23 protein-coding genes and 1 pseudogene are annotated in these 22,564 nt (G+C 55.8%); 12 read left to right on the top strand and 12 right to left on the bottom strand.

Annotated features, from left to right (window positions below):
- Nucleotides 1-651: 651 nt before the first annotated feature.
- Nucleotides 652-1,179: a hypothetical protein gene (locus tag ACLD7X_RS12185; RefSeq protein ID WP_411423908.1), complete on the top strand. Its 528-nt coding sequence runs from the start codon at nt 652-654 to the stop codon at nt 1,177-1,179.
- Between the two features lie 329 nt (nt 1,180-1,508).
- On the opposite strand, the gene ACLD7X_RS12180 is transcribed toward ACLD7X_RS12185, so the two are convergent.
- Nucleotides 1,509-2,420 carry a tyrosine-type recombinase/integrase gene (locus ACLD7X_RS12180; RefSeq protein WP_411423907.1) on the bottom strand — a complete coding sequence of 304 codons (912 nt, stop codon included), beginning with the start codon at nt 2,418-2,420 and terminating at the stop codon, nt 1,509-1,511.
- Nucleotides 2,421-2,565: 145 nt separating this feature from the next.
- On the opposite strand from ACLD7X_RS12180, the gene ACLD7X_RS12175 reads away from it, so the two are divergent.
- Nucleotides 2,566-2,913 (top strand): hypothetical protein, encoded by a 348-nt coding sequence (locus tag ACLD7X_RS12175; RefSeq protein WP_411423906.1) that lies wholly within the window; start codon nt 2,566-2,568, stop codon nt 2,911-2,913.
- Between the two features lie 281 nt (nt 2,914-3,194).
- Entirely contained in the window at nt 3,195-4,139 is a 945-nt protein-coding gene (locus tag ACLD7X_RS12170) for an FRG domain-containing protein (RefSeq protein WP_411423905.1), read from the top strand.
- Here the strand turns inward: ACLD7X_RS12170 and ACLD7X_RS12165 are convergent.
- Nucleotides 4,111-4,749 (bottom strand): hypothetical protein, encoded by a 639-nt coding sequence (locus ACLD7X_RS12165; RefSeq protein WP_411423904.1) that lies wholly within the window; start codon nt 4,747-4,749, stop codon nt 4,111-4,113. The two genes, ACLD7X_RS12170 and ACLD7X_RS12165, sit on opposite strands and share 29 nt — an antisense overlap.
- 170 nt (nt 4,750-4,919) lie before the next feature.
- Between ACLD7X_RS12165 and ACLD7X_RS12160 the strand changes: the two are divergent.
- Both ACLD7X_RS12160 and ACLD7X_RS12155 read left to right on the top strand, forming a co-directional pair.
- Nucleotides 4,920-4,982: pseudogene (locus ACLD7X_RS12160) on the top strand (zinc-ribbon domain-containing protein); the annotation flags it as partial.
- A gap of 72 nt (nt 4,983-5,054) precedes the next feature.
- Nucleotides 5,055-5,963 carry a hypothetical protein gene (locus tag ACLD7X_RS12155; protein WP_411423909.1) on the top strand — a complete coding sequence of 303 codons (909 nt, stop codon included), beginning with the start codon at nt 5,055-5,057 and terminating at the stop codon, nt 5,961-5,963.
- Here ACLD7X_RS12155 and mobQ read toward each other — a convergent pair.
- Nucleotides 5,960-6,802, bottom strand: coding sequence for a MobQ family relaxase (mobQ, locus tag ACLD7X_RS12150; RefSeq protein ID WP_411423903.1), 843 nt, complete (start codon nt 6,800-6,802; stop codon nt 5,960-5,962). The genes ACLD7X_RS12155 and mobQ overlap by 4 nt on opposite strands.
- A gap of 163 nt (nt 6,803-6,965) precedes the next feature.
- On the opposite strand from mobQ, the gene ACLD7X_RS12145 reads away from it, so the two are divergent.
- Both ACLD7X_RS12145 and ACLD7X_RS12140 read left to right on the top strand, forming a co-directional pair.
- Complete coding sequence (locus tag ACLD7X_RS12145; RefSeq protein ID WP_411423902.1) at nt 6,966-7,241, top strand: mobilization protein; 276 nt, start codon at nt 6,966-6,968, stop codon at nt 7,239-7,241.
- Nucleotides 7,242-7,282: 41 nt separating this feature from the next.
- Nucleotides 7,283-8,986, top strand: coding sequence for a type IV secretory system conjugative DNA transfer family protein (locus tag ACLD7X_RS12140; RefSeq protein WP_411423901.1), 1,704 nt, complete (start codon nt 7,283-7,285; stop codon nt 8,984-8,986).
- Here the strand turns inward: ACLD7X_RS12140 and ACLD7X_RS12135 are convergent.
- Nucleotides 8,983-9,462, bottom strand: coding sequence for a hypothetical protein (locus tag ACLD7X_RS12135; RefSeq protein WP_425625188.1), 480 nt, complete (start codon nt 9,460-9,462; stop codon nt 8,983-8,985). The genes ACLD7X_RS12140 and ACLD7X_RS12135 overlap by 4 nt on opposite strands.
- A gap of 177 nt (nt 9,463-9,639) precedes the next feature.
- Between ACLD7X_RS12135 and ACLD7X_RS12130 the strand changes: the two genes are divergently transcribed.
- From ACLD7X_RS12130 to ACLD7X_RS12115, 4 genes are all read left to right on the top strand, one after another.
- On the top strand, nt 9,640-9,912 hold the full coding sequence (locus ACLD7X_RS12130; protein WP_411423899.1) for a hypothetical protein: 273 nt from the start codon (nt 9,640-9,642) through the stop codon (nt 9,910-9,912).
- A gap of 221 nt (nt 9,913-10,133) precedes the next feature.
- A complete protein-coding gene (locus ACLD7X_RS12125; RefSeq protein ID WP_411423898.1) occupies nt 10,134-10,610 on the top strand; it encodes a hypothetical protein in 477 nt (158 codons plus the stop codon).
- A complete protein-coding gene (locus ACLD7X_RS12120; protein WP_411423897.1) occupies nt 10,610-11,809 on the top strand; it encodes a Shedu immune nuclease family protein in 1,200 nt (399 codons plus the stop codon). Before ACLD7X_RS12125 ends, ACLD7X_RS12120 begins: the two co-directional genes overlap by 1 nt.
- A gap of 705 nt (nt 11,810-12,514) precedes the next feature.
- A complete protein-coding gene (locus ACLD7X_RS12115; RefSeq protein WP_411423896.1) occupies nt 12,515-12,694 on the top strand; it encodes a YodC family protein in 180 nt (59 codons plus the stop codon).
- 95 nt (nt 12,695-12,789) lie between these two features.
- On the opposite strand, the gene ACLD7X_RS12110 is transcribed toward ACLD7X_RS12115, so the two are convergent.
- From ACLD7X_RS12110 to ACLD7X_RS12075, 8 genes are all read right to left on the bottom strand, one after another.
- Complete coding sequence (locus ACLD7X_RS12110; RefSeq protein ID WP_411423895.1) at nt 12,790-12,996, bottom strand: hypothetical protein; 207 nt, start codon at nt 12,994-12,996, stop codon at nt 12,790-12,792.
- A 32-nt stretch (nt 12,997-13,028) separates the two neighbouring features.
- A complete protein-coding gene (locus ACLD7X_RS12105) occupies nt 13,029-13,373 on the bottom strand; it encodes a helix-turn-helix domain-containing protein (RefSeq protein WP_411423894.1) in 345 nt (114 codons plus the stop codon).
- The gene (locus tag ACLD7X_RS12100) at nt 13,349-13,711 is read right to left on the bottom strand and encodes a type II toxin-antitoxin system RelE/ParE family toxin (RefSeq protein ID WP_411423893.1); all 363 of its coding nucleotides are present in this window, start codon (nt 13,709-13,711) and stop codon (nt 13,349-13,351) included. Before ACLD7X_RS12100 ends, ACLD7X_RS12105 begins: the two co-directional genes overlap by 25 nt.
- A gap of 683 nt (nt 13,712-14,394) precedes the next feature.
- On the bottom strand, nt 14,395-15,480 hold the full coding sequence (locus ACLD7X_RS12095) for a replication protein RepA (protein WP_411423892.1): 1,086 nt from the start codon (nt 15,478-15,480) through the stop codon (nt 14,395-14,397).
- Nucleotides 15,481-15,593: 113 nt separating this feature from the next.
- Nucleotides 15,594-16,151, bottom strand: a complete 558-nt coding sequence (locus ACLD7X_RS12090; protein ID WP_411423891.1) for a hypothetical protein — start codon at nt 16,149-16,151, stop codon at nt 15,594-15,596.
- 273 nt (nt 16,152-16,424) lie between these two features.
- Nucleotides 16,425-17,348, bottom strand: coding sequence for an ArdC family protein (locus tag ACLD7X_RS12085; RefSeq protein WP_411423890.1), 924 nt, complete (start codon nt 17,346-17,348; stop codon nt 16,425-16,427).
- Nucleotides 17,349-17,468: 120 nt separating this feature from the next.
- Nucleotides 17,469-17,768 (bottom strand): hypothetical protein, encoded by a 300-nt coding sequence (locus ACLD7X_RS12080; RefSeq protein ID WP_411423889.1) that lies wholly within the window; start codon nt 17,766-17,768, stop codon nt 17,469-17,471.
- A gap of 187 nt (nt 17,769-17,955) precedes the next feature.
- Nucleotides 17,956-18,549 (bottom strand): hypothetical protein, encoded by a 594-nt coding sequence (locus ACLD7X_RS12075; RefSeq protein WP_411423888.1) that lies wholly within the window; start codon nt 18,547-18,549, stop codon nt 17,956-17,958.
- 468 nt (nt 18,550-19,017) lie between these two features.
- On the opposite strand from ACLD7X_RS12075, the gene ACLD7X_RS12070 reads away from it, so the two are divergent.
- Nucleotides 19,018-22,564, top strand: a 3,547-nt coding sequence (locus ACLD7X_RS12070) for an RHS repeat-associated core domain-containing protein (protein WP_411423887.1), incomplete at its 3' end; no start/stop codon positions are given.

Genomic DNA, 22,564 nt, shown 5'->3' with positions numbered 1-22,564 from the left:
GAATGCCGCCACATCTACAACAAATTATCTTAGCACTTATCGGAAAGTGCCCTGTCTGGCTCAACCAGACACTTAACTCCTGGAGGGCGCTGATTCAACCACATCACTTGAAATCTCTAGATCCGGTAGTAAGAATGACAGCGTTCAACAGAGCTGGCCCACCCAATGGATGGGGCTATCGTGAAACTGGAGGTGCTGTTACCTCTATCGCGAGATATGACGCCCAAGGAAGAGTTGTATTTCGAGTCGATATTGTTTCTAGGAGTTTGCGTACGGATCATATTTACCCGCACATCCATACCTACCAATTAAGTGGTGGATATGAAAGGAAACCTCCAACATGGGGTGGGCAGTGGCTACCTGGGACGCCGGGATTCGGGTCAGGGGTTAAGATAGGAGGCGCGCGTCCCAGTCATGGTAGCCTGATCATTGATCTAGGTTTAGACGCCTTTAAATAGTGCTATGAAGTCAGGAACTCTCTTTCTCAATATGCTTACCCCAGTCGCAGGTGTGAGCATATTGAGGCATGCATTTCCCGAGTTGGAAAACCACAGGTGGATTTTGACTACGTCATGTTTAACATTTTGTGGCTCCTTGCCGATAATATTGCACAGCTTACTTGTATCATCGAGGCATGAAGAAGCAACCCTCATGTTATTTGGCAATGGCTTAATACGTCATGAGCTATCTTTTGAGCTGGGCACTTTATACACGTGTAGCTACGCTTTTTCCCGTAAGGAGGACGGGGCTCACTTTGTTCAAGTTGCAAAATCAGTAAATGGCGACATTTCTATTCGTGAAAGCCGGAAGAAATTTGGGGGGGCGCAAATCTACACTGTTGAAACAAATTGGCATAATGCCATCGTCATCATTAGTGAAATCATTAACCGAAGCTCTTTGATCATTCGGGAAAAATTGCTAGCTTCAAGGCGTGGCTATTTCTTCGATAACAAATTGCAAGTTATGCGTGGCGGTAGCTTGTTTGAAGGCTTACAGCTAATCTGTGATTGGACTCCGGGAACAAGGCTCATCGTCGCTTTACCAGATGTTGGTGAAGGTCTCCAATGTGTATCTGTGACACTTCATGAGGATGGTCATTGCGCACTCGTCCTCAAGCGCAAAAGTGAAGGTGCTATCAGTATTGAGGAATTAATCGAATCTTGCGCGATAACATTATAAGCATGCCGTAGAGGTCTTCCCTGGATCATTCTTTAATAACGAATCAGCGAAAGATCGTGAGTGGTTGTCCAGCTGACGGCATGGTTCCCGAGCTGCTTGGCAATCTGTTTAGGCCCTAATCCAGGAAGAATTCCTGGAGTCTCGGTGCGTTCGGGCGGAAACGTGCGCTACCAGCATACGGGTCTCAAGAACAGCGATAGCCAAACCTCCCCGGCCCAAAGTGTCTCAGCGTCGCGGATTTACGATGCTTTTGGCAACGTCGTGTCCTCCTCAGGCACCTGGACGGGCCCGTTTGGTCACGCCGGTGAGGTTTGGCTATCGGTGCTCTTTCAGTATCTAATCCTCACAATTTCCTCCAGTTCCAGCCGAGTCGCCCGGCGGTCGTAAAGCTTGGTGGTTCGGCTGTCCGCATGATTTGCAAGCTGCTGCGCGATTTCTAAGCTTCCCCCGTTGGCGAGAAACTCCGTGATCCCGGTGGCCCGGAAGGAGTGGTTGGAGAATACAGGCGGAATCCCGGCCCGCAAAAGCCGACGTTTCACCATGCGCAGGGCATCACCCCGGGACATGGGGCGGGAACTCTGGATTGTCCCTCGGGCATCGAAAGCGGGGAATAGCCAATCGGAGGTCCGCAAAGCCGCAACCGCAAGCCAGGCGTCCAGATACTCCACCAGGCGCGGGTGGGCCGGAATGTCCCTCTGCACTCCGCCTTTTTCGTGAAGCCGGATCATCTGGGTGCGGCCTAGATCGATGAAGTCCTCGGCCCGGATGGCCACTGCTGCGGATACTCGGGCCAGGGCGTAGGCCATGACGGCAATGAGAGCCCGGTCGCGCAGCTCGATCGGGCGGGAAGGATCAAAGCTTTCAAAGAGCATCCGCATCTGCTGGGCATCGAGCGCGGGGGTTTTGCCCCCCTTCACCCGCACCTTTTCCGTGGAAACTTCGCGGGCTGGATTGAAGCCGAGCGAACCAGTTTCCACCATATAGGCGAACAGGTTGCGAAGAGAAGACATCTTTCTTTTGATCGTGGCGGCGCTGTTTCCGGCTGTTCGCAAGTGGTCTCGGAAACGGGCGACGTGGAGGGTTTCCACGTGTTCAAGGGGAAGGCCTTGCTCCATGCACCAGGCGGCGAACTCTTTAGCATCGCGGAGGTAGGCGGCCCGGGTGTTGTCGTTGGCGATTTTCGCCCCGAAGTAATCGGCCGTCGCTTCCTGTGGCGTTTTGCGGCCCTGGTACCTCGCCACGCCACCCCCGACACCCCCCAGAATTGGGAGGAGGAGCCCTTCTTCCGGTTGTCTTTTGTCCACTGTCATCATGGACGGATCATAGCACCGGTACGGTGCTCATAAAAGGGGTTATGCGGCACAATCGGGAGGGTACTCTCTAGCCATGTGGCGCAACGAAGATTTGGATCGACAGTTTCTTGAGCGGCTTGAGTGCGAGGATGAAAAGGATCGTAAGGCAGGGATCGATCCCGACCCGGTAGTGCTCAAGCTGTTTGATGAGAACCAAGAACTGATTCACGAGGCGAGTGGAAGCGGCACCGTTCGTCGCATGGGCTCTACTCTCACAGTTACAGGCAACGTTCTCCTTCGTCAGCGCGACCAGATTAGCCTCGCCCGCTTCTGTACTGTACGCGGGGGAAAGGGCCAACCGACCTTTTGGGGTCACATTTCCGGCATCGAGGACTCGTTGCCACCTCGCCTTATTGTCAGGAACGTGAAAGAGATCCAATGAGTGCGCCCCTCGCAAATTACCTGGTAAGCGATCTGCCCTGAACCAAAGCGGGATCTAGAAGGCACATAGCACTCATACGGTCGCGAGCGCCTCCTGTTATCCAGGAAGATGAACCAAGCGACGCACAGCCAACTCGCGTATAACATCAAAGCCTCCACCAGAGGGATGACCACTCTACTGGAGCGCTTAGGCTACGCAGGTGGGGTACAATTGATGGAGTCTAGTGTGGCATACCGTTACTGCTTCGACGCTAGAACAGTGCGCATTCAAGGTGGAGACCCATGTCTAAAGCTACCTTCCTACCATTCGATAACATTCCAACTTCAAGCGAGCTTCATTTAAAGGCATTCGACCGCTTTCCACGCTCTATCCCACGGGTCAAGTCCGTTGCTGCCTTCTTAAAAGTCGTAGGCTCTCTCCATAGTAAAGCAACATGCGACGGCAATCCCAGCCCACTTCGCTTTTATTTTCGCGGCCAACCTGGCCCATATCCGTTGCTTCCCAAAATCTTGCGGCCAAAGGATTCCAAGAAGCTGCTCAAAGCGCACATCGAGGCTTTCGGTAATCCTTACTTAGATCTAAATACTGTTCAGAGCAATATGATTTTTCGGCTCGCACGCTACGCTGAGCAGTACCATCCAACAAGTGGCTCGCTCAGTGATGTGAATGATTACCTCTCTTGGATGTGTCTTGCTCAACATCATGGCTTGCCAACATTTCTGCTCGATTGGGCCGTAAATCCACTTGCAGCATTGTTTTTTGCCTGCGACAACACTTCCAGTGTGGATGAAACACTTGACGGGGTCATTTGGTTTCTTGAACTGAAGACCACATTAGAAAGAAGCTGCACGAGCCTTCTGCATCTTGAGAAAATCCCCTTTCATCTCGACGAAATTGAGCATGGAGACGTGGATGAAGTGTTAAAAATTTGTCGGTCAACACGTATAGTAGAAGATCAACCGAAAATCATTGTCCCGCGCATGCTCACTCGAAGAATTGAGGTTCAAGCAGGAAGATTCTTGGCATCTTCCTGCGAAATGAGGGTGAACTATATTGAAACAAGTCCAGATCACATTGCTTGGAGAAGGATTTTCCCGCTAGCAGTCATCCCAATGGCTTGTAAAGTTGAAATTCTTCAGGAACTAAGGACGCTAAGAATTCATCGGGGCTCGATGTACGCAGACCTCGACAGTTACGCTAAATTTTTGGCTGAAGGGTGCCTGTAAATAGCGCGTAAGCTGTGATATCCTTCAAGAGGATGCGGGCGTCATTGCGTCTACTGCTGCGCTTCAGGTAAAAGTTGAATACATTTGTAGATATAGGCCGACGCTTATCGTTAAGTAAATTTATCGGCACACTAAACTCCGTTTCCCCCCTTACCCAAGCACTTCTTCCGGCGCAAGCTATTGAGTAAACAATGTCGAATAACTCCATCGGAGACGCGCTTACTTTTTGGGCGAGGCATTTCAACAATATACTCTTCTCAATCCATAACTCAGGTGAGTTATGGAGCAAAGTGCATCTTGATATTTCAACCTTCTCAGGCGAGCGCATCAAACACGTGACCACGTCAGAAGAAGAGTACTTCTTCCCGCTAAAGAGCGCCACCATCATCCCTGAAAACGCTCTACTGTCTTCTTCAAGTTGTGACATGCTTACCCCCATTTTTCCTAAGGAGACCCTCATTTTCGCCACGTGAGAACTTTCGCGAACAAAGAGATTATAGGCTGAACCAGCTGGGAACCCGAGACATAGATTTGCCTCAGGGACGCATTCAAAGTGAGAATGCAGTTCGGCAGCCTCGAAGGCTGTGCTGTCTTTCTGTTCAGTTGCCATTTGGTTTTTCACAAGGATGGCAGCCTGAATATTCTCAGGCCACTCTCAATCCTAGCAAACACGACGGGCGCTTGTAAAGTGCCATCTAGGCACCCTTCGATTTAGATGCCTACCGAGGGCAGGGCGGCGTACAATTGCAACTGGAAGGGTACACCTTCCTGAGGTGAGAGATGTTCTGCAACCAGTGTGGTAGCCCAAATCCGAACACAGCCCGGTTCTGTTCGTCGTGTGGATCCGCCGTCGCTGCGGCTCCTCCTCCCGCGATGCCCCCCAGTGTCATGCCGCCCCCGGCCTCCTCGGCTCCGGTGAGCCGCCCGGATGGAGCCATTGATCGCGGGGACTATCTGGAGCTGCCCGATGGCAACATCAAGCCAAAGGGCGAAGACGAGCAGTCGATGCGTGCTTTCTTCCGCGTGGCTTCGACTCGCTTTGAAACGATGGACGTCAACGCAAAGGGGGAGACACTCCTTCGCGCCGCCTGGTGGGCGATTGACAGCGGTTGTGTGCTCAATGCGGAGACCAACGCCCGGGTCATCGAGCGCCTCAAGGAAAATCCTCGCTGGACGACCAAGCATCCCCAGCTCTGTGCTCGTCTTGGAATCCCGGTACTGCCGCCCAAGCCCGGGATCGAGCTCACCGAACAAGAGGAAGAGCATCTTCTGTGGAACCCTGGCGACTGGTATGAAGTTGTCCCGGGCCAGATTTCCTTCGTCGCCTCCGACCGAGGCAGTATCACCTACGGCGGCCAGGTCTACACCCACCAGACGTTTATCTTCGACTCTCAGAGCGCATGGGGAAACAACGAATGGGAGATTTGCTCTGAGGCCCAGCTCCCGAACGGCCCTGCCCTCCTGGTTCTGCTCTGCCGTGAAGGCCGGGGAACGGTTTTCGGCATCGTCAGCATGACGAACCGGGCCTGGACGCATGTCTTGCCCTTCGGTGCTAATAGCTTTATCAAGAACAGCCGCCGGTTCAAAGAGCTAGAACAGCTTCAGTTGAAAGGGATCGGATCCACGCTGGTCAAGTCGCTACCCTATCTACTTGTGCCAGGCGTCGGCACACATTTGGCCGGAAAGGCAGCATCGAAGCACCCGACAACGTTCAAAGAAGTCGAACAGGAGCTCATCAAGGTCACTCGCCGCTTTATGCACCGGATCGCCCAGGAAGCAGACCAGTACTGGCCGAATAGCGGGCCAACGGGAGGAAGGCTCTAGTTCCAAGGCTCGGGGCCGTCCTGCTCGCGCCGCTTCTCTTCAAGAAGCGCAAGCTGGCGGGAGTAATCCTCTGGACTGAGTAAAGCCGCTCTCCGTCGCCGCATCCGGTTGTCGTTAGAGGCAAGGATGGCCCGGTTAAGATCGCCCAGCTCCGTTGGCTTCCCGGCCCGCTCCATAGCACTGGCATGGACGCCAAGGTGAACGGTTGGCTCCAGGCCATGCCCTTGGTCTTCGTAGCTCCGATGATCGACGCGAAAAGGTCTCCCTTGGGCATCCACAATGCCGTGCCGTTCAAACGCTCGGTTTTGGATTTCGGCCCATGCCTCGCGCCAGGCGGTGAGCCGCTCCGGAGAATTCAGGGAGCGGTCTTTCTTTTCTTCAAATCCATGGGGGCCAACGCCGCGAAGGGTGACCATGACATGAGCGTGAAAGTTTCTCTGATCGCCTTTCGGGTTGGGAGCATGAATCGCCCAGTCCGCGACCAGGCCAAGCGGCGTGAACTCCTGGCGTACAAACTCCTCTACAAGATCTCTGCGCTGGGGATGGGTGAGTTGCGCGGGTAGTCCGAGAACAAATTCCCGGGCAAGCTGAGCGTCTTTGCGCCGCTCGAAGGCTTCAACCGAGTTCCAGAGCTCTTCCCTCTCGGCGGCCCAGGCGGGGGCTCCTGCGGGGGTGAGAATGCCCACCTCTAAAATTCCGCGTCGCCGCCCATAATCATAGGTTTTCCCATACCGCTGATCTTCCAGCACCATGCCCGAGCGGTAGGCCGCGCAGGCAACGGCGGAACGGCCTTTTCCACGACTGATAATGTCAACCGAACAGTGGTAGTGCCCTTGCATTCTGCGTGGCCTTTCCTCGGGGTCTTCATTGAAGAAGGGTGCAGGGATTCCCTGCCGCACCGTTGCGCAGCAACGTATAAGTGCGCCCTTACTTCGTTCGGTCAGATTACCGCTCGGGAGTTAAGAAAGCCTTAATCCCTCCTCTGGTAAATTGGGTGGTGTCATGCGGCCTTCGAACGAACAACGGATCGAAGCGCTCCGCTCCCGGCGCGCGCAGATCGATGCGGAACTGGCCCGGCTTCAAGCCAAGGCCAGAGTGCTGGCACGCAAAGAAGACACCCGGCGAAAGATCCTCATCGGCGCGATCATGATGCAAGAAATGGCGAGCCGTCCAGACTTTGATCGCTACGTCCGGAGCCTTCTTTTCGATCGTCTTGAAAAGCCGCGCGACCGCGCCCTCTTTGGTTTTTCACCCGGCCCAGAGCCGACACAGCCTTAGCAAGGACGTTCAGGCGGTAGGCTACGCCAAGAGAAAGGGGTATGGATTACCGCGTTGGCTCATCCGGTTCTTCCGGGGCTTGGGACACGAAAGCCCACGGAACCGCCAAGTGGCTTTCGGCTGAAGAGAGCGCCAGGCTCGATCTCTTCACCTACCGCCCGGGCAGTATCGTTTTGGGACAAAACTCCAAAGGCCAGCTAGCCCTTTTCAACCGGCAAGGGCACGTCCTTGTGATCGCGCCGCCCCGCAGCGGAAAGGGGATCGGCTTTGTTCAGCCTAATCTCATCGCCTACCAGGGGAGCATGGTTGTCACCGATCCAAAAGGTGAGAATGCCGCAGTGACCTACCGCTACCGGGAGCATGCTTGGGGCCACAAGGCGATCATTCTGGATCCAACCGGAAAGCTCGCAAGCTACGGCATCGAGCCCCGGGTTCCAACTCACAGGTTCAACCCGCTGTCGGTCTTTGCCGAGGCAAACTACATCGAAGCGGTCGATGATATCGAGCGCATTGCCGATGCCCTTCTCGTTTCAAAAGAAGGCGAAAAGGAGCAGCATTGGCGCGACGGAGCGCGGGCCTTCCTGAAGGGTGTGCTTACGTTCCTGGTCTTCTTCCTCCCGCCGGAAAAGCAAAATCTGATCGCGCTTTCTCGCCTTGCAAACGGCCTTGAGATGCCGCATGATGATCTCTTCCTCGCCCTCACCCACAACCCGCACCCGGATCCGGTGATGCAGGATGTCATTGCCCGGGCGGGGGCCTGGTGGGATCAGGTGAACAAGAAAGAGCGGGCATCCTTTGTTTCTCTGGCGCTTCGCTCGCTCAACTGGCTGAACTCACCGGTCTGGCACGACCATCTCTGCCACTCCGATTTTCACCCCTACGACCTGAAGGCAGGCAAGACGACGGTCTACATCGTGTGCCCATTCGATAAGCTCGAAGACTACTCGCCTTGGTTTCGCCTGGTGATGTCGTCTTGCATCGTGGCGGTTCTCCGCGCCCCATCACGCTCCCCGATCCCGACCCTCTTCATGCTCGATGAGTACGCGGCCACCATCGGCCGTCTGAGCACGCTTGAGCATGCGATTCCCTATATCGAAGGGGTGGGCGGGAGATTTGCCATGGTGTTTCAGTTCCTGAGCCAGATGCAAAAGCTCTGGCCAGAGCCGGAGTATCACGGCGTCTTTGGCAGCGCCGGGGCCCACGTGTTTTTCAATGCGACGGACAGGTTCACCTCCGAGTACGTGAGCAGCTACATCGGCAAGTACGGCGCGATGGCCGCATCGGGCGGCGGAATGTCGCTGGTGCAGCGGGATTTGCTTACCCCCGATGAGGTGCGCGTTCATCCTGAAAACGACCTCATCGCCTTCATTCGCGGCCATCGGCCGGCCTGGCTCGGGAAGGTGGATGTGCGCACGCATCTGGAGTTTCGGGGCCGCACCGATGAGAATCCTGCCTATAAAGTGCTACCGGGGGGCGCTCCTCTGGCCTTGAATGCAAAGGCCCCTTCTGGCGGCACTCTCAGCCTTGCCGATGCCCTGGCAAAAGCCAAGTCTTCTCCGGTCACCGTCACGCTAGAGAGCGTGGCCGGTGCGCTTGAGCGGCTCTATCCGGGCAAGAAAATGCGGATCGAGGGCGATATGGTGGGCTACGATGAGCCCCTCTACAGCCGGCAGACGGGGGAAACGGAGTTCGTTTTTCGGCCCGTGATGCACCGAGATCTGCTCGCATCCTTAAGAAGCGGTTAGCGCTCGCGCTCTTCTTCTCTGCTTCTGGCCCTTGCCTGTTCTAGCATGTCCAGGAGCTCCTGGTTCTGGGCTTTTGTTTCCTCTTTCTCCAGCTGCCGCTCCAAAGTGAAGCGCAGATCAGGAGATTTCCCGCGCTGAATATCGTCCAAGGCTTGTTGCATGCCGTCTTCCAGGCGGTTGTACTTCTCGGCCACCTCCCGCGATGCCGCATCTTGGTGGGGCTTGATTTCACGTTCAATAATCTTCTGTTGCTCGGGAGAGGGATCAAGCTCGCGCCGGAGCGCGTTCCACTTGAGAAACATTGTGTTTGGATCATCGCCTCTCATGGCTTCTAAATCGATCCCATTCTCGCGGGCCTTAGCAATGCGCTCTTGCTCAAAAGCTGCCTCGCGGATTCCAAGTTGAACGCCCCGCGTTTCTGCCCGGCGCTCAAGGGCAAGCCGGTCATGCCAGTCGATATCGAACTGGTTGATCATCTGTTCAACCTGTAAGGGCTCGGCGTCGCGAGCTTGCATCTGCTGCACCCTCGCAGAGAGATCGAGGAGGCGATCATGCAGCTCTTCCGGAAGTTCTTGAACCCGATCCACTACCCAAATTATGTGTCACAGAACCTTCATTTGACTTCGCAGCCACAGTGAGTGATGCTCTATCGAATGGCTAAAGGCATCTGCATCACCATCACCCGCATCGTAGAAACGCGCGAACCCATTCCTGGTGAGCGTTGGCAAAAGATCTGGACGGGTACGGCCTGGCGCTCACTCTTCTGCCCGCCCAACTCACCGAGTCTTGCGGTTCACTTTGGGAGTGAGCCCGAGGTGTGCTCCACTCGGATTGAGTTCCCTCCTGCTGGCACCATCACGATGGACGCGCTTCACTATCGCCGCACCCTCTTCCAAAAAATGAAGAAGGCGGGCATCTTGCGCTGAGGATGCTTGCTTCCGGGAGGGCTTTTGCGGGTTGCGCTACCTCGTCATCCCACTTGACATGATCTGTTACTCGACAGCTTCAAATGAGACCTCTACCCACTCCCGCAGAACGGACGAATGCTCTGATAGATACACTCGTCTCAGATTAAAGAGTATACTACCCATATATGCCAGGCCACTTTGACTTTCACGACTTAGAACGAGCAACGATACGCGCGCTCATGCTTGAAGAAGCCAAGCTCGACATTGCCGAGTCACTCCTATACTACAGTGAGCGCTTCAATGAGCGTGGTCATGCTATCTATGAGAAAACGCTCCTCGAAGCTCTTGCCAGTCACGACGAGGTCTGGCTAGAACGGCAACTCTTCAGCCCCACATGCTTTAACTCAACAGAACTCCGAGCCGGAAAGGTGGTTAAGGTGCCCAGTAATGCTAGTACTGTATTTGCTCAGGGCGAGTTTAATCGTTTCTATGTGAGGGGTCTTTGTCGCTTTGCTCTCAACAACCCAGGCACTCGACTGAGGGTGTATAGAGCCAGACAATCGAGCCGAGCAAGGCCAGAATCTGAAGCGAAGATCGGGACGCTTTTGGATCCGCAGACGACCCTGACTGACTTAAGGTCACGGATCGGAATAAACCCCGAGTTTGGACTTCCCGAAGTTATGAGTGGACTTTCAGTTGAGATACTTGATAGTTGATGTTTGATCCCGATTTACTCAGATGGCCATCAAAACTGCAAACGAAACGCCTGAGGCAATGTCACTGTATTACATACTTTGATTTTGATTGGGAAGCCACCATTGGCCATTCACATCCCACTTTTAAAGGCTTGCAGGATCTTTCTTCAGCAATCGAGGCAAGGGCCCAAAGCCTTGGATTAACACCTGTTCTTGTGCTAACCACACAAGAGGACGTTCACTACAATGAGTTGACCATCAATACATTTTTGGTTGCAGTTGTAGCAATAAGGCCTTTCATTGAAAGCGTGGATAATCAGAATCGAGCTGCACCATTCTTTATGCAGATCGCCCAGCAGTTAGCAATGATGCAGAAGCAAACACTCAAATCAGCGCAACTAATAGCCACATTGAGTAGGGCACTTGAAGCAGAAGGAGATGACTTTACACAAGCTCTAGAAGCAGCTGGATCAGTCGGCGCAATTACACTTCTGCGCGCGGCCCGAAGGGCACTTGATGGCTCTGCACGCAGGCAAGATGTGATCACACTTGGTGAAGTGTTTGAAAATGAATCCGCCACATTCATTAATGATCTTGCGACTTTAGTTCGACGACGACAAAGCATTGAAGAATTTCAAAAGCAGTTTGACGATAAAACATGGAATGAGGAAGACTGGCAAAAATTCTTTGAGCGCCACTCTTGGATCCTCGGCCATTCTTCAGATCTCGTTTTCAGCCACGTCTTGAAACCTAAAGCCGTTGTTCGCCCTTCAGACTACACGAACAAAGGTGAAAGGCAAGCAGATTTTCTTATGCGGACTGCAGGAACGAAGTCATTCGCTCGAATTATTGAAATCAAGAAGCCTCAGTGCCGACTAGTTTCCAGGGACTACCGTACTGGCATACCTATATGGTCAGAAGATCTCACCGGTGGAGTAAACCAAACAATTGCTTATTGCCACAATCTTGAAGGTATTGATACTCGCCCAATGCAAATCGCAAACATCCTTCCTACCGTAGTGACCGGAATCATGATCATTGGATCCTTATCGACCATTTCCGACAATGATGAGTGGATGAAGGCTTTCGAGAATTATAGGTCTCATCTCCACGGTATTAGTATTCTTTGTTTTGATGAACTGCTCGATCGAGGAAAGCAAATGATACGGGATGAGGAACTACGCATGGACAATTTGCCGCCAATGTTTCAATCGCAATGAGTCTTTATTCTCTGTTACTTAGCCGGGTTCCTTAGTCATGTGCCAGAACATGACGGCAAGCGCAGCTATCACTGGGAATTCTGTCGCTACGGAACGAAGTCGGAAACAAACTCCGCACACTGACGTTTTCCCCATACTTCATGACAAAGTAGCTGGCACGACCTGCTTTCTATTTTTCGAATAATATCTCAGGCATCGACACAATGTGACTGAGCTTAAGGTAATGTTAACGAAGCTTGAAAGGGCCGATACTTGAATCAGGTCGCAATCTTGACCCGGGTTGATTACCGCATGGAGTTTTTCAACGCTCGGACTTCTAAAGCAAGAGTTCGAATGTCTGATCGAAGCTGCGCAATTGCCTCATTCGCCTGGTGAGCTTCATGCCCAGGGTCAAAGGAGCTGATCACTGCGACCGCTGAATGACATGTGGAACATACTACGAATGGCATTTTTAACCTTGCCCCCTGGACATTTCCTACAGGGTGCGCCAGTTGAAAGGAAGTGCCTTGGCAAAATCCGCACTTTGGGCCCATTCGACGATCTTACCTATAGTCTGTTGGCCTATGCCGGTTCTGTACGAGTGTGGTGCTCCTGACTGGAGTGGGCACCTCCAAGTCGCGGACTAGGCGAAATTCTGGAGCTCTTGCTTATATGCGCACTTGCGAGGGTTACTCGGCCGTCTGCTAGCGGTAGACTGAGGAGTCTATGAGCGATATTGATCGTGAATTAAAGCCTGGCGACGTTGTGGAGCTTCGTTCAGGAGGCCCGAAGATGACCATCGTGGGCGAGGGAACTTACGGAGGATTCGTCTGCCAGTGGTTTATCGGTAACAAGATTCAGCAAGCTGAGTTTATGCTCGTGGCCCTGAAGCGGGCCGAAGAATAGGCCAATGCTGCCTGGTGTCTGCTGGGTGCTGTCAGGACTCTGCCTTCAACGGAAGACCTTTTCCCCTTAAAGGTAGCTGCCCGTAGATTGTAGTCTCACCATTTTCTTTTCTTGGGCGACGGCCTGTATCCCGACCTCGGTGCGGTCGTGGTCTGCTCCCTCACCTTCACCCCCAGCATGGCGGCAGCGGAGAGGATGACTTCGGTCTTCATCGCGAGCGTCGGGAGGGTCTCCAAGAGGTCGATGACCTGGTTCAATGTCTCGCGCTTGTGCTCCCTGAGTGCCTGGTCTTCGTTGGTCATGGCCTTTTTCCCTTTCGCCCGTTCTCTCAGCTCTAACCGATGTTCACGGTGACGTGACCGACGGTTTTAGGATGTCGTGGCGCGACGATGACGATCACGTCATGGCCGAAGCAGTTTAGGAATCTGTAGAGTCTCTCGACGGAGTAGCCCCTGAACTGCCCCCGTAGCATCCGGGAGACTTGGGGCTGGTCGATGCCCATGCGCTCGGCGGCGGCAGTCTGGCTCAGGCCTTCTTCTTCGATGGCCCGCTGGATGGCCAGAACGAGCTTTGCTTTCTCCAGATGCTCCTCAGCATCGGACAGTCCAAGGTCGGCAAAGACGTTTGCACTTCCGGGAGTGACGCTGGTTTCGTCTACTTCTTGTTCTTTTCGATCCATTTTTCGTGTTCCTCCTGAGCCGTCTTCAGTCTGCTTTTGATGAGATCTACATCCGCTTTCGGGGTCGCCGTGCCGGACTTCGACTTCTTTTGGAAGCAGTGCAGGACATAGATTGCCTCCTCAAACTTCACCGTGTAGACCGCGCGGTAGGTGTCCCCGTCGTGGCGTTCCACGACTTCGAGCACCCCGGCCCCGCCAAAGCCTTGGAGCGGCTTGGCGTCTATATGCTTCAAGCCACCCTGGGCGACGTAAAGCGCATGTCCGATGTCTCCCCTCACCTCCTCTGGCATCTCCTTGAGGTCTCTGAGACTTGAGCCTATCCATGTGAGAGGTTTCATTCGCCTGCTCTCTGATTATGTGCATTTTTACATACTCCAAGATGTCTGTCAAGGAAAAAAGTTCCTTCTTGAACCTAGGCCCAAGCCTTTTTCCCTTTCGCCCCTCTGAGATGAACCTGACAGGTATCTAGCGGGGGTCAAGGGTGGGTTCCCAAAACCCGTAGGGCTCCGAAGTCGTTAGACTTTTTTGGGTGCCCTTGACTGGGCGCAGCCCCTTGTCCGCTGGATGGCTGGCACACCCTAGCCTCGCTCGGCGAAAGGGGGATGGCCGCAAACCCCGAAAATTTGGCCGCTGAGTGACCTCTGCCCTTTGGGGCATCCTTACCTACCCTTTTGAGCTTTAACCCCGTTCCTGGACCAAACAGGGGCCATTCTGAGGGGCTCAGGCCTCTCGGTCTTCGCTCCGCTCGGCTTTGCTACCCAAACCCTCGGGAAGAGCCAAAAAGCAAAAAATGAAGAAAATTCGCGTTGCAACGTCAGGATTTCATTCACTTAAGGGATTCACTTAAGAATATCCATATAGGATATAGCGCGACCACTTCATCCCCCCTGCGCGACCACTTCATCCCCCCTGCGCGACCACTTCATCCCCCCAAGGCGCGACCACTTCATCCCCCCAAGGTGGACAACTACAGGTTCAAAGCGACAAAATTTCGGGAAATTTCGCGTCGTGAAATTGATTTTCAGAGCGGATTTTTCGCGGCGTGCGTTTTGCAGAATTTGATAAAGTGCGCTTTCACGTACTTGGGTTTCTGCCCGGTCTCATCAATCCATTGCCAGTACGCCCGCTCCAAGTAGCGGACATCAAAGCCGGGGGCCACGGCCCGGCCGGCTTCCAGGGTGTTCATGTCAAGATTGCGCGATTGAACTTGGCGTAAGGTCTTTGCGGCCCGAGTTTCCGTCCCTTGCAGCTTGGCGAACTTGTCGAAGTCGGCCAACGGAGTCGGCCCGGAAAAGAGCGTGAACCCGTTAGTGGTGAGTTGGCACTGCAAGGCCGGAAACACCGATTTCACTTTCTCAATCGCCTCGTTCATGTACTTCACGAAGTCTCGGGTGCGTTCAAACGAAGATCCGATTTGCGCCTTCAAAACGGGCACCGGCAAGTTAAGCACCCCCTGTTTCTGGGCGTTCATCGTGAACAACCGGTAACTGACCCAGACGTAGAAATCGATGGCCAGTGGCGAGCGACGGAGCTGCCGCAGATGATCCAGCAAAATGGGTACCGGTGAGGCCACGATCGCTTGGTAGAACTTGTCGCTTAGTTCGATGTAGCTCTCGAAGAAGCTGTCTTGCTGAGGGCTTTTATAGCTCCACCAGATGTCGCTGGCGTCGCTAACGGGCATGAGGGCATAGGAGTCGCGAGAGCCCGTTTCATCGTCCACTTCGCGGATGAACGCAATTTCGCAGCGCAGAAGTCGCGTGATCTGCTCGCGAAGAGCTTTCACACTTCCCCGCTTTCCTGTGACGATAGGGATATCAAGCTCGCGCAGAAACTCATACAGGTGGCTAGTGATCGCGATGCGGCGGGGGTTGTCTTTGCCTTGGTTAGCGATTGCCTTGGTCGTGATGTAGACCATGAGGAATCGTGCGATGGCCCCGTACGGAAGCCCAATGTCTTCCCCGTTTCGTCCGACTCCACTGCGGAATACGACCGACAGGTGCCCGTTTTTCCGGACGATCCGCGTCTCTTTGGGTCGGGTGATGGGAAGGCCGCACTGCACCAGCTCGCGGGCCATGTAGCCCTTGGGTTGAATATCGCGTTCGGCCATCGGGCCAAACGCTTCAGCGTGCCGGAGGGCTTGTTCCGTCAAGGGAACGCGGCCCGTTTCCTTGCGTTTCCTGGGGCGGTCTTCCCCGCTGGGTGTGGGATCGGATTTGTGCATTACAAGCCTCTCACGCGCCCAGTGAGACGTTCAATGAAGCTGAGTCTGCGCGGGGTTTCCACCTGTTCAATAACGGTTCCCAGCGGTGTTTCCGCTGTGGGGGCGGGAAGAGCTTTCAGCATCTCGGTAGCAGTTTCGGCGGCGCGTCGCCAGGCGTCCGCGTTGATCCGCTCCCGTTCGACTTCGCGCTCCAGAAGTTCGCGCTCCCGGCTCATCTGGCCTTTGAGGGCTTCGATCATGTCGCGGGCGGCTTTGAGCTCCGCCTCCGTTTTGGCCGCCTCGACGGCGTTCATGGACGTTTCTTCTCGTTCACGACCGGTCACGAGGGCGAGTTTGGAAACGGGCTGTTCCTGTTCACGTACCGGCTCGCCAAAGTAGTGGGCTAGCTCCGAGAGGAGAAGCTTGCGCTCACCGGTAGGCTGAGGATGCCATTGAAGCTTCCCTGAACTTGCCATTTTGGAGATTGTCCCCTTCGACTTCCCCCAGATTTTGGCCGCCTGGTTCAGGCTTACATACATGCTATCAGGTGTGTTCACGTCAGTTTCCAATGCGTTCATGAGTGGTCTTCCGGGGGTGTTCGGAAACCTGTTTCCAAGTTTGAATCGAGTTTACGGACGAATAGGCCCGATGTAAAGCACCATGGAAGCGGGAAGAAGAGATGGGGTGGGGCCCTGGCTAAGGCCGCCGCCGAGCCGCCGTAGAGAGCCGTAAGGCGGGGCAGTAGGCGCGTCGTCCGCTTTGTGGGCGGGGAAGACGCGCGTCCTGCCAGGCGAAAGCGCGGCGTGTGGCCAGGCCAGGGAGGTGGCCCCATCGATGATGAGGGGGGAGCCTCAGAGCTCCAAGCGAGAAGCCACCGGCTGCGGCACTGCTTTCAGGCTTTGGAAGGAATGCAGATAGTCAGAGGCCCGTTGCGCCAGGCTAGCGGCGGTAAAGATCGCGCGGTTATCGGCGCGAAGCACTTTGAGCCAGGACTGAACGTAGGCGGCATTTTCGGGCCGGGCATCGACGCTGAGTTCCAGATCGGCGGCGAGGAAGGCTGCCCCAAGCTCGGCCACGAGCTCCTCGGCCGCATAGCTCTCTTTGCCAAAGCGGCCCGATAGGTCGCGGTCAAGACGCCCCTTGGCCCCCGTCCAATGCGTGGCCTCGTGGGCCAAGGTGGAGTAGTAGTCAAGGGGACTGGTGAAGGCTTCAAAGGGCGGAAGCTGGATGTAGTCTGCTGTGGGCTGATAGAAGGCGCGTCCGCCCCCGTGGCGGATGTCGGCTCCGAGCGCGGCAAAGAATGTTTCCGCATGCTCAATCCGCTGATGTTCGGGTCTCTCAGGACGCTCGGGAGGCACGTAGCCCTCAACCTGCTGGGCATTGAAGAGGGGAAAGGCCTTCGCAACCCAGTAGCGATCGGTGGACGCGGAGTCACCTTCGGCGGGCTGTTCACCTTGTTGTTCAAGGGGTTTCCAAAATACGCCCACGGTCGCCTTTTCGCCTTTGCAGACTTTATGGCCAAGGTCTGACCACTGCTTGAACGTGGCCCAGGTGTTTTCTTGGTAGCCTGCAAGATGGCTTGCGACCCAGAGGCTAAGGATGTTCACGCCCCGATAAGGCTGGCCGGTTGATGCGTTCACGGGGCAGCGGAGCGCCGTTTCCGGAGAATGCCAGGGCATTTCCCATGCGCCCGCTCCGGCCTCGATGGCCGCAATGATTTGGTGGGTGACCCGGGTGTAGACATCCACGCGGTCTGAAGGGGATTTGCTGGCCATGGTGGCCTCCTTTCCGGCATTGGCCCTTTAAGAAAGAGCATAAGGGCTTGAGGTTGCAAAAGTGTTGCGAGGAGGAAGTGCGCCTGGCCGCCGAAAGCGGCGACCAGGCGACCCCGAGGTCTACTGGCGGTTGACCCGCGCCGGGTCGAAGGGGAACAGAGGGTCGTCAAACTCCTCGGTCGTCTCCGCGCCCGGTTGCGGCTTGGGGGGAAGCACCAGGATGTCCGTTTCCGCTGCCGCCGGGATGAAGTTCAGCTTTAACCGAAAGCCTTTTCCATCGCGGGTAGGGAAGGCCGTACCAATCCGCGTCCAGTAGGTGCGCTCGCCGCCTTTTTGTCCGGCAAGGATCTCGTAGTTTTGGGTGTTCATGACCGTTTCCTTTCGTTTTGCGCCTAGGGCGGGATTGCCCTTGGCGGTCATGACCCGGGAAGAGGTGGGAAAGGGAAGGGCGGCAAGGCTGAGGGGAGCAGGAACACCCTCGTTTGCAGGGACGCGAAGCGAGCGAAAATGAGGGGCCTTGCAAGCCGCTTTCTTTCCCGCCTACGGGGTCAAGGATGACCGCAGTGGGGAATCTCCGGCGCAAACGGGAGAAGGAACGTCAGGAAACCTAACGAGAAAAGCCCGGATCAAAGAGGGCCGTCACCTCTGGCCGGTAGGCGACCCAGCTCTGCCCGTAGATGCGGGGAAAGTGATCGATGGCACGGACAAGGGTGGCCATGGAAGGGTGCATCCAGGAGATGAGCTCCATTGCATCAGCATGCCGCTGCGGAAGTTGTGGGTTGAACGCTACGGGCTCGAAGTGAGAGATCCGATTGCGCAAAAACCGAAGGTCACGAAGCCGGGGCGCGATCGCGGTGCGGGTGAGGGCGCGGCCTAAGTAATGGGGAAACACTGCCTGAAGGGTGCGATTGACAATCTGGCCCTGGTATTGCCGGTCGTAAAGGGAGGTCCAGAAGCCAAAGCTGAGGGCCGCGACGATGCGGCCAGGATCAAGCGGCTTCCGATCCCTCGCAAGATTCGACTTTGCCTCGGCTACCTTCGCAAGCGCTTTGCCCGTGAGCAGGTGAGGGGTGTCGTACCATGTGGCTCCATGAAGGCCGGTTAAGGCGTTGTGGAGCTGGTTGCGGAAGGTCACTTCAGCCACGTGCAGGACTGGATGAAGCGACCGGGACACGTCGATATTCCAGAGGTAGCGAGCCATGGCGTCTCGCTCGTTAAGGTCGCCGGGCCTTTGATAAGCCGCAAACCTTTCCGGTGCCAGAGCCAAAATGGCCGCCCAATGGGCCGATGACCCCGCAAATGGGCCTGATTGGGGCGGGAAAGGGCTTGACATCAGAGGGTTTCTGCCGTAGTATTAAAACGTACCCTCCGGGATTCGTCCTCTGCATGCAAGACTCCGGAGCAAGGATTAAAGAAGGCCTCCCAGCAATGGGGGGCTTTCTCCTTTCTGGGTGTGTCTCCTGTACGTAGGCCATACATGCCTCCATATTGCGGCATCTAGCGCAAAAACAATGTTTCATTATGTGGCATTTAATCAAGCGTTACATGCCTTAGCAAATATCAAATGCTACAGGATTTAGAGCTTTAGTCCCAGAGAGAATATCGTCAAGCTCTCCCCCGGCTAGAACTCCGCACAAGCGGCTTTCACTGCGGCGGATGCGAGTAAGACATGGCAAGTATCAAGGGGTTTTCAGCGGGATCACTTTTGACCAGGCTCACGGCTTTTGTCGTGGTGGTTTCGCTTACGTCATCGGTTGCGGCAAACGGCGCGGCGGACATTCTGGCCCGGGCCGGAAAGGCCCTGCCGCTTCCGGTGCGCGTAGCTCCGGAGTTCAGTCACCGCCCCTTGCCGCTGAAGGCTCAACCCATCACGCACCCGCGCACCCCGGGCCGCGATGACTCCCACTCCCGCTGGTGGACGCCTGCCCTCCGCACTTCGCTCGACCGGCAGATGCTTCAAGAACGCATCGAGTCCGGGGAAGTCATTGCCTCCATTCTGCCAGTGCCGGGAGTCTATGCTCTCCACGAAACCGGCGGCAGTGATCCCGGCGGCGGGATGCCTCCGGGCGGCGGAAGCGGCTCTGGAGGTGGATCAGGATTTGATGTTGGAGGCGGCTCCGGATTTTATGGTCAGTCCTCGATGATGACCGGAAACAACCTCATCCGGCACCATTTAGTCGGCTGGGATTCGCTGGGAGCGTCGGCGGTCAGCTTCACCCTCTTCCACAATAGCCGGGGCACCTACAACGGAGCTCTTGGGCATGGGTGGAGCCACAGCTACGACAGCCGCATCACCACGGATCCGGGCGTCTCCTCTACGGTGCGAATGCCCGATGGACTTCTCGTGCCTTACACCATTTCGGGCGGAAATTATGTGCGTCCCGATGGCTGGAACCATACTCTTGTTCGGCACTCCAACAATACCTACACCTTAACGTTTAAGAACCAGGTGAAGTGGGAGTACAGCAGCGCGGGCTGGCTCATTGCGGTGAAAGACCGGGTCGGGAACACCACCGCAATCAACCGCAACTCCAGCAACCAAATCACTTCCATCACCTCCGCCGATGGTCGGACGCTGACCTTCAGCTATGCCAGTGGGAACATTTCGAGCATCCAAGATCCGCTCGGCCGCACCTGGAGCTTTAGCTACAACGGAAGCGACCAGCTCACCAAGATCACCTATCCTTCCATTGGCGGCCCTGCGGCGGAGCGCTCTTTCACCTACAGCACCGCGGGGCACGACATCATTCAAGAAACGGACCTGCGCGGCCACAACTGGAGCTGGACGTACGACAGCGATGGCCGGATCCTCACGTTTTCAAACCCGCTGGGCCACACAACCACGCGGAGCTACACGGCAAACAGCAGCGTTACCACCCTGCCGGGCGGGCAGACGGTCACGCACACATTCACCAATGGAGTACTGACCGGAACGACGGATGAGGCGGGCTATACCCGCAGCTTCACCCGCAATAGCAATCGCGATATCACGGCTTTGGTGGATGAGCGGGGTCAGACCTGGAACTACACCTATGACAGCTGGGGTAATCAGCTCACTGCGCGAACGCCGCTTAATCACACCACCACCACTGTCTACAACGCCACCCACGATGTCACCTCGGTGACCTCGCCGCTTGGCCATGTGACCACCACCAGCTACAACGCGCAAGGACTTGTGAGCCAGGTCACCGACCCCTTAAACCGGGCCTCGGTTCGCTACACCTACAACAGTAACGGCGATGTGCTCACCGTCCGCGATGCCCTGGATCGAACGACGACGCTGGCGTACAACTCCCGGGGTGATGTGACCTCCATCACCGACCCGGCGGGAGTCGTCATCACCGGAAACTACGACCTTCTTGGCCGGGTTACCTCGGTCGTGCGCGGCACGGCCACCACTTCGGTGACCTACGACAATTGGGGTCGGCAAACCAGCCTGATTCACCCGGGCGGAGCCACGGCCTCGACCACCTACGACCGGGAAGACAACGTCACCCAGGTCGAAGATGAAATCGGCCGGATTTCCACTTGGGTCTACGATGCCGCCGGGCGCAACACCAGCTTCACCAACCCGCGCGGGGATGTGGAGACCTACTTCTACAACAGCAACGGCTGGAACACGAGCGTGGTAAACGGTCGGGGCCACACCCGCACCTACCAGCACAATAATCGTGGAGAAGTCACCCGCCTGACCATGCCCGATGGGGCCATTGAGCAGTGGACATACAACGGCACCGGGGACACCACGGGTTACACCTCGCCCCTCGGCTTCACCAACAGTTACGTCTACGACAATGCGGGTCGCATGACCACCGTGGATTACCCAAGCGGGGTGGATACCACCTTTGGCTACGACAACAGTTCGCGCCAAACCAGCATGGTCGATAGCACCGGCACCACCACCTGGAGCTACAACGCGGCCGATGAACTGACCAGCCTGGCTCAGCCGCAAGGGACCACGACCTATACCTACAACCTCGCTGGCCAAAAGGCTTCGATGACCGAGGTGGGTCTTGGCACCACAAACTACACCTACTTTGCGAACGGTCGGCTGTGGTACTTCATCGATCGCCACGGCGACCAGACCGTGTTTCTTTACGACTCTCTGGGCCGGAACCACATTCGGATTAACCCGAACGGCACTTCGGACCAGATGCAGTTCGATAACCGCGACCGCCTGACCGCAATTGACCTGTACAACAGCGGAGGCTCGTTCCTGCGTCGTCAGAGCTACACCTACGATGCGGCCAGCCAAATGCTGACCCACACCACCGATGGGGTGACGACGACCTACACCTACGATCCGGTGGGGCAGCTGCTCTCGGAGACTCGGCCCGGCTACACCGGAACCTACACCTACGATGGCAATGGCAATCGCTTAACGCGCACGGTGAACGGCGTTGCGGAAACTTACGCCTACGACAGTGGCGACAAGTTGCAATCGGTTTCGGTGGGTGGAACTCCCATCAAGACCTACGGCTACGATGCAGCGGGGCGCACGACTTCGGTGACCTCTTCGGCCGGAACGACGAACCTCACCTACGACTTCGAGTCTCGGGTGACGGCCATTTCCGGCCCGGGCATCAGCGCCACGTACTCCTACAATGGCCTGGATACCCGGATCGGGAAGACGGAGAACTCGGTTGCAAATACCTTCCGGCGGAGTGGAGCGTATGTGACTGATCCGGTACTGGGCGATGGCTCGGCCAGCTACACGCCGGGAGTCTCGGTGCGCTCCGGCGGCAATGTGCGCTACGAGCACACGGGCCTCAAGAACACCGACAGCCAAACCTCCTCTGCTCAAAGCGTCGTCGCGTCGCGGATTTACGATGCTTTTGGTAACGTTGTGTCCTCTTCGGGCACATGGACGGGCCCGTTTGGCTACGCGGGGAACTTTGGGTATCAGCAGGATGCCTCCGGCCTCAAGCTCCTCGGGCACCGGTACTACGATCCTTCGACCGGTCGATTCTTGACGAGAGATCCGATAAAGGATGGTAGGAATTGGTATGCATATGGCGCGGGAGAAGCGGCTCCAACGAACGTTGCTGATCCAACGGGACTAAAGAGTTCCGCCCTTGGATACGGTCTCGCGATCTGGATAAGTCGAATGCCGCCACATCTACAACAAATTATCTTAGCACTTATCGGAAAGTGCCCTGTCTGGCTCAACCAGACACTTAACTCCTGGAGGGCGCTGATTCAACCACATCACTTGA

Origin of the sequence: Aphanothece microscopica RSMan92, from assembly GCF_046613545.2 — a bacterium.
In the GTDB taxonomy this organism is placed as follows: Bacteria; Cyanobacteriota; Cyanobacteriia; order PCC-6307; family Cyanobiaceae; genus NIES-981.
This window is presented reverse-complemented; position numbering and strand designations above follow the sequence as displayed.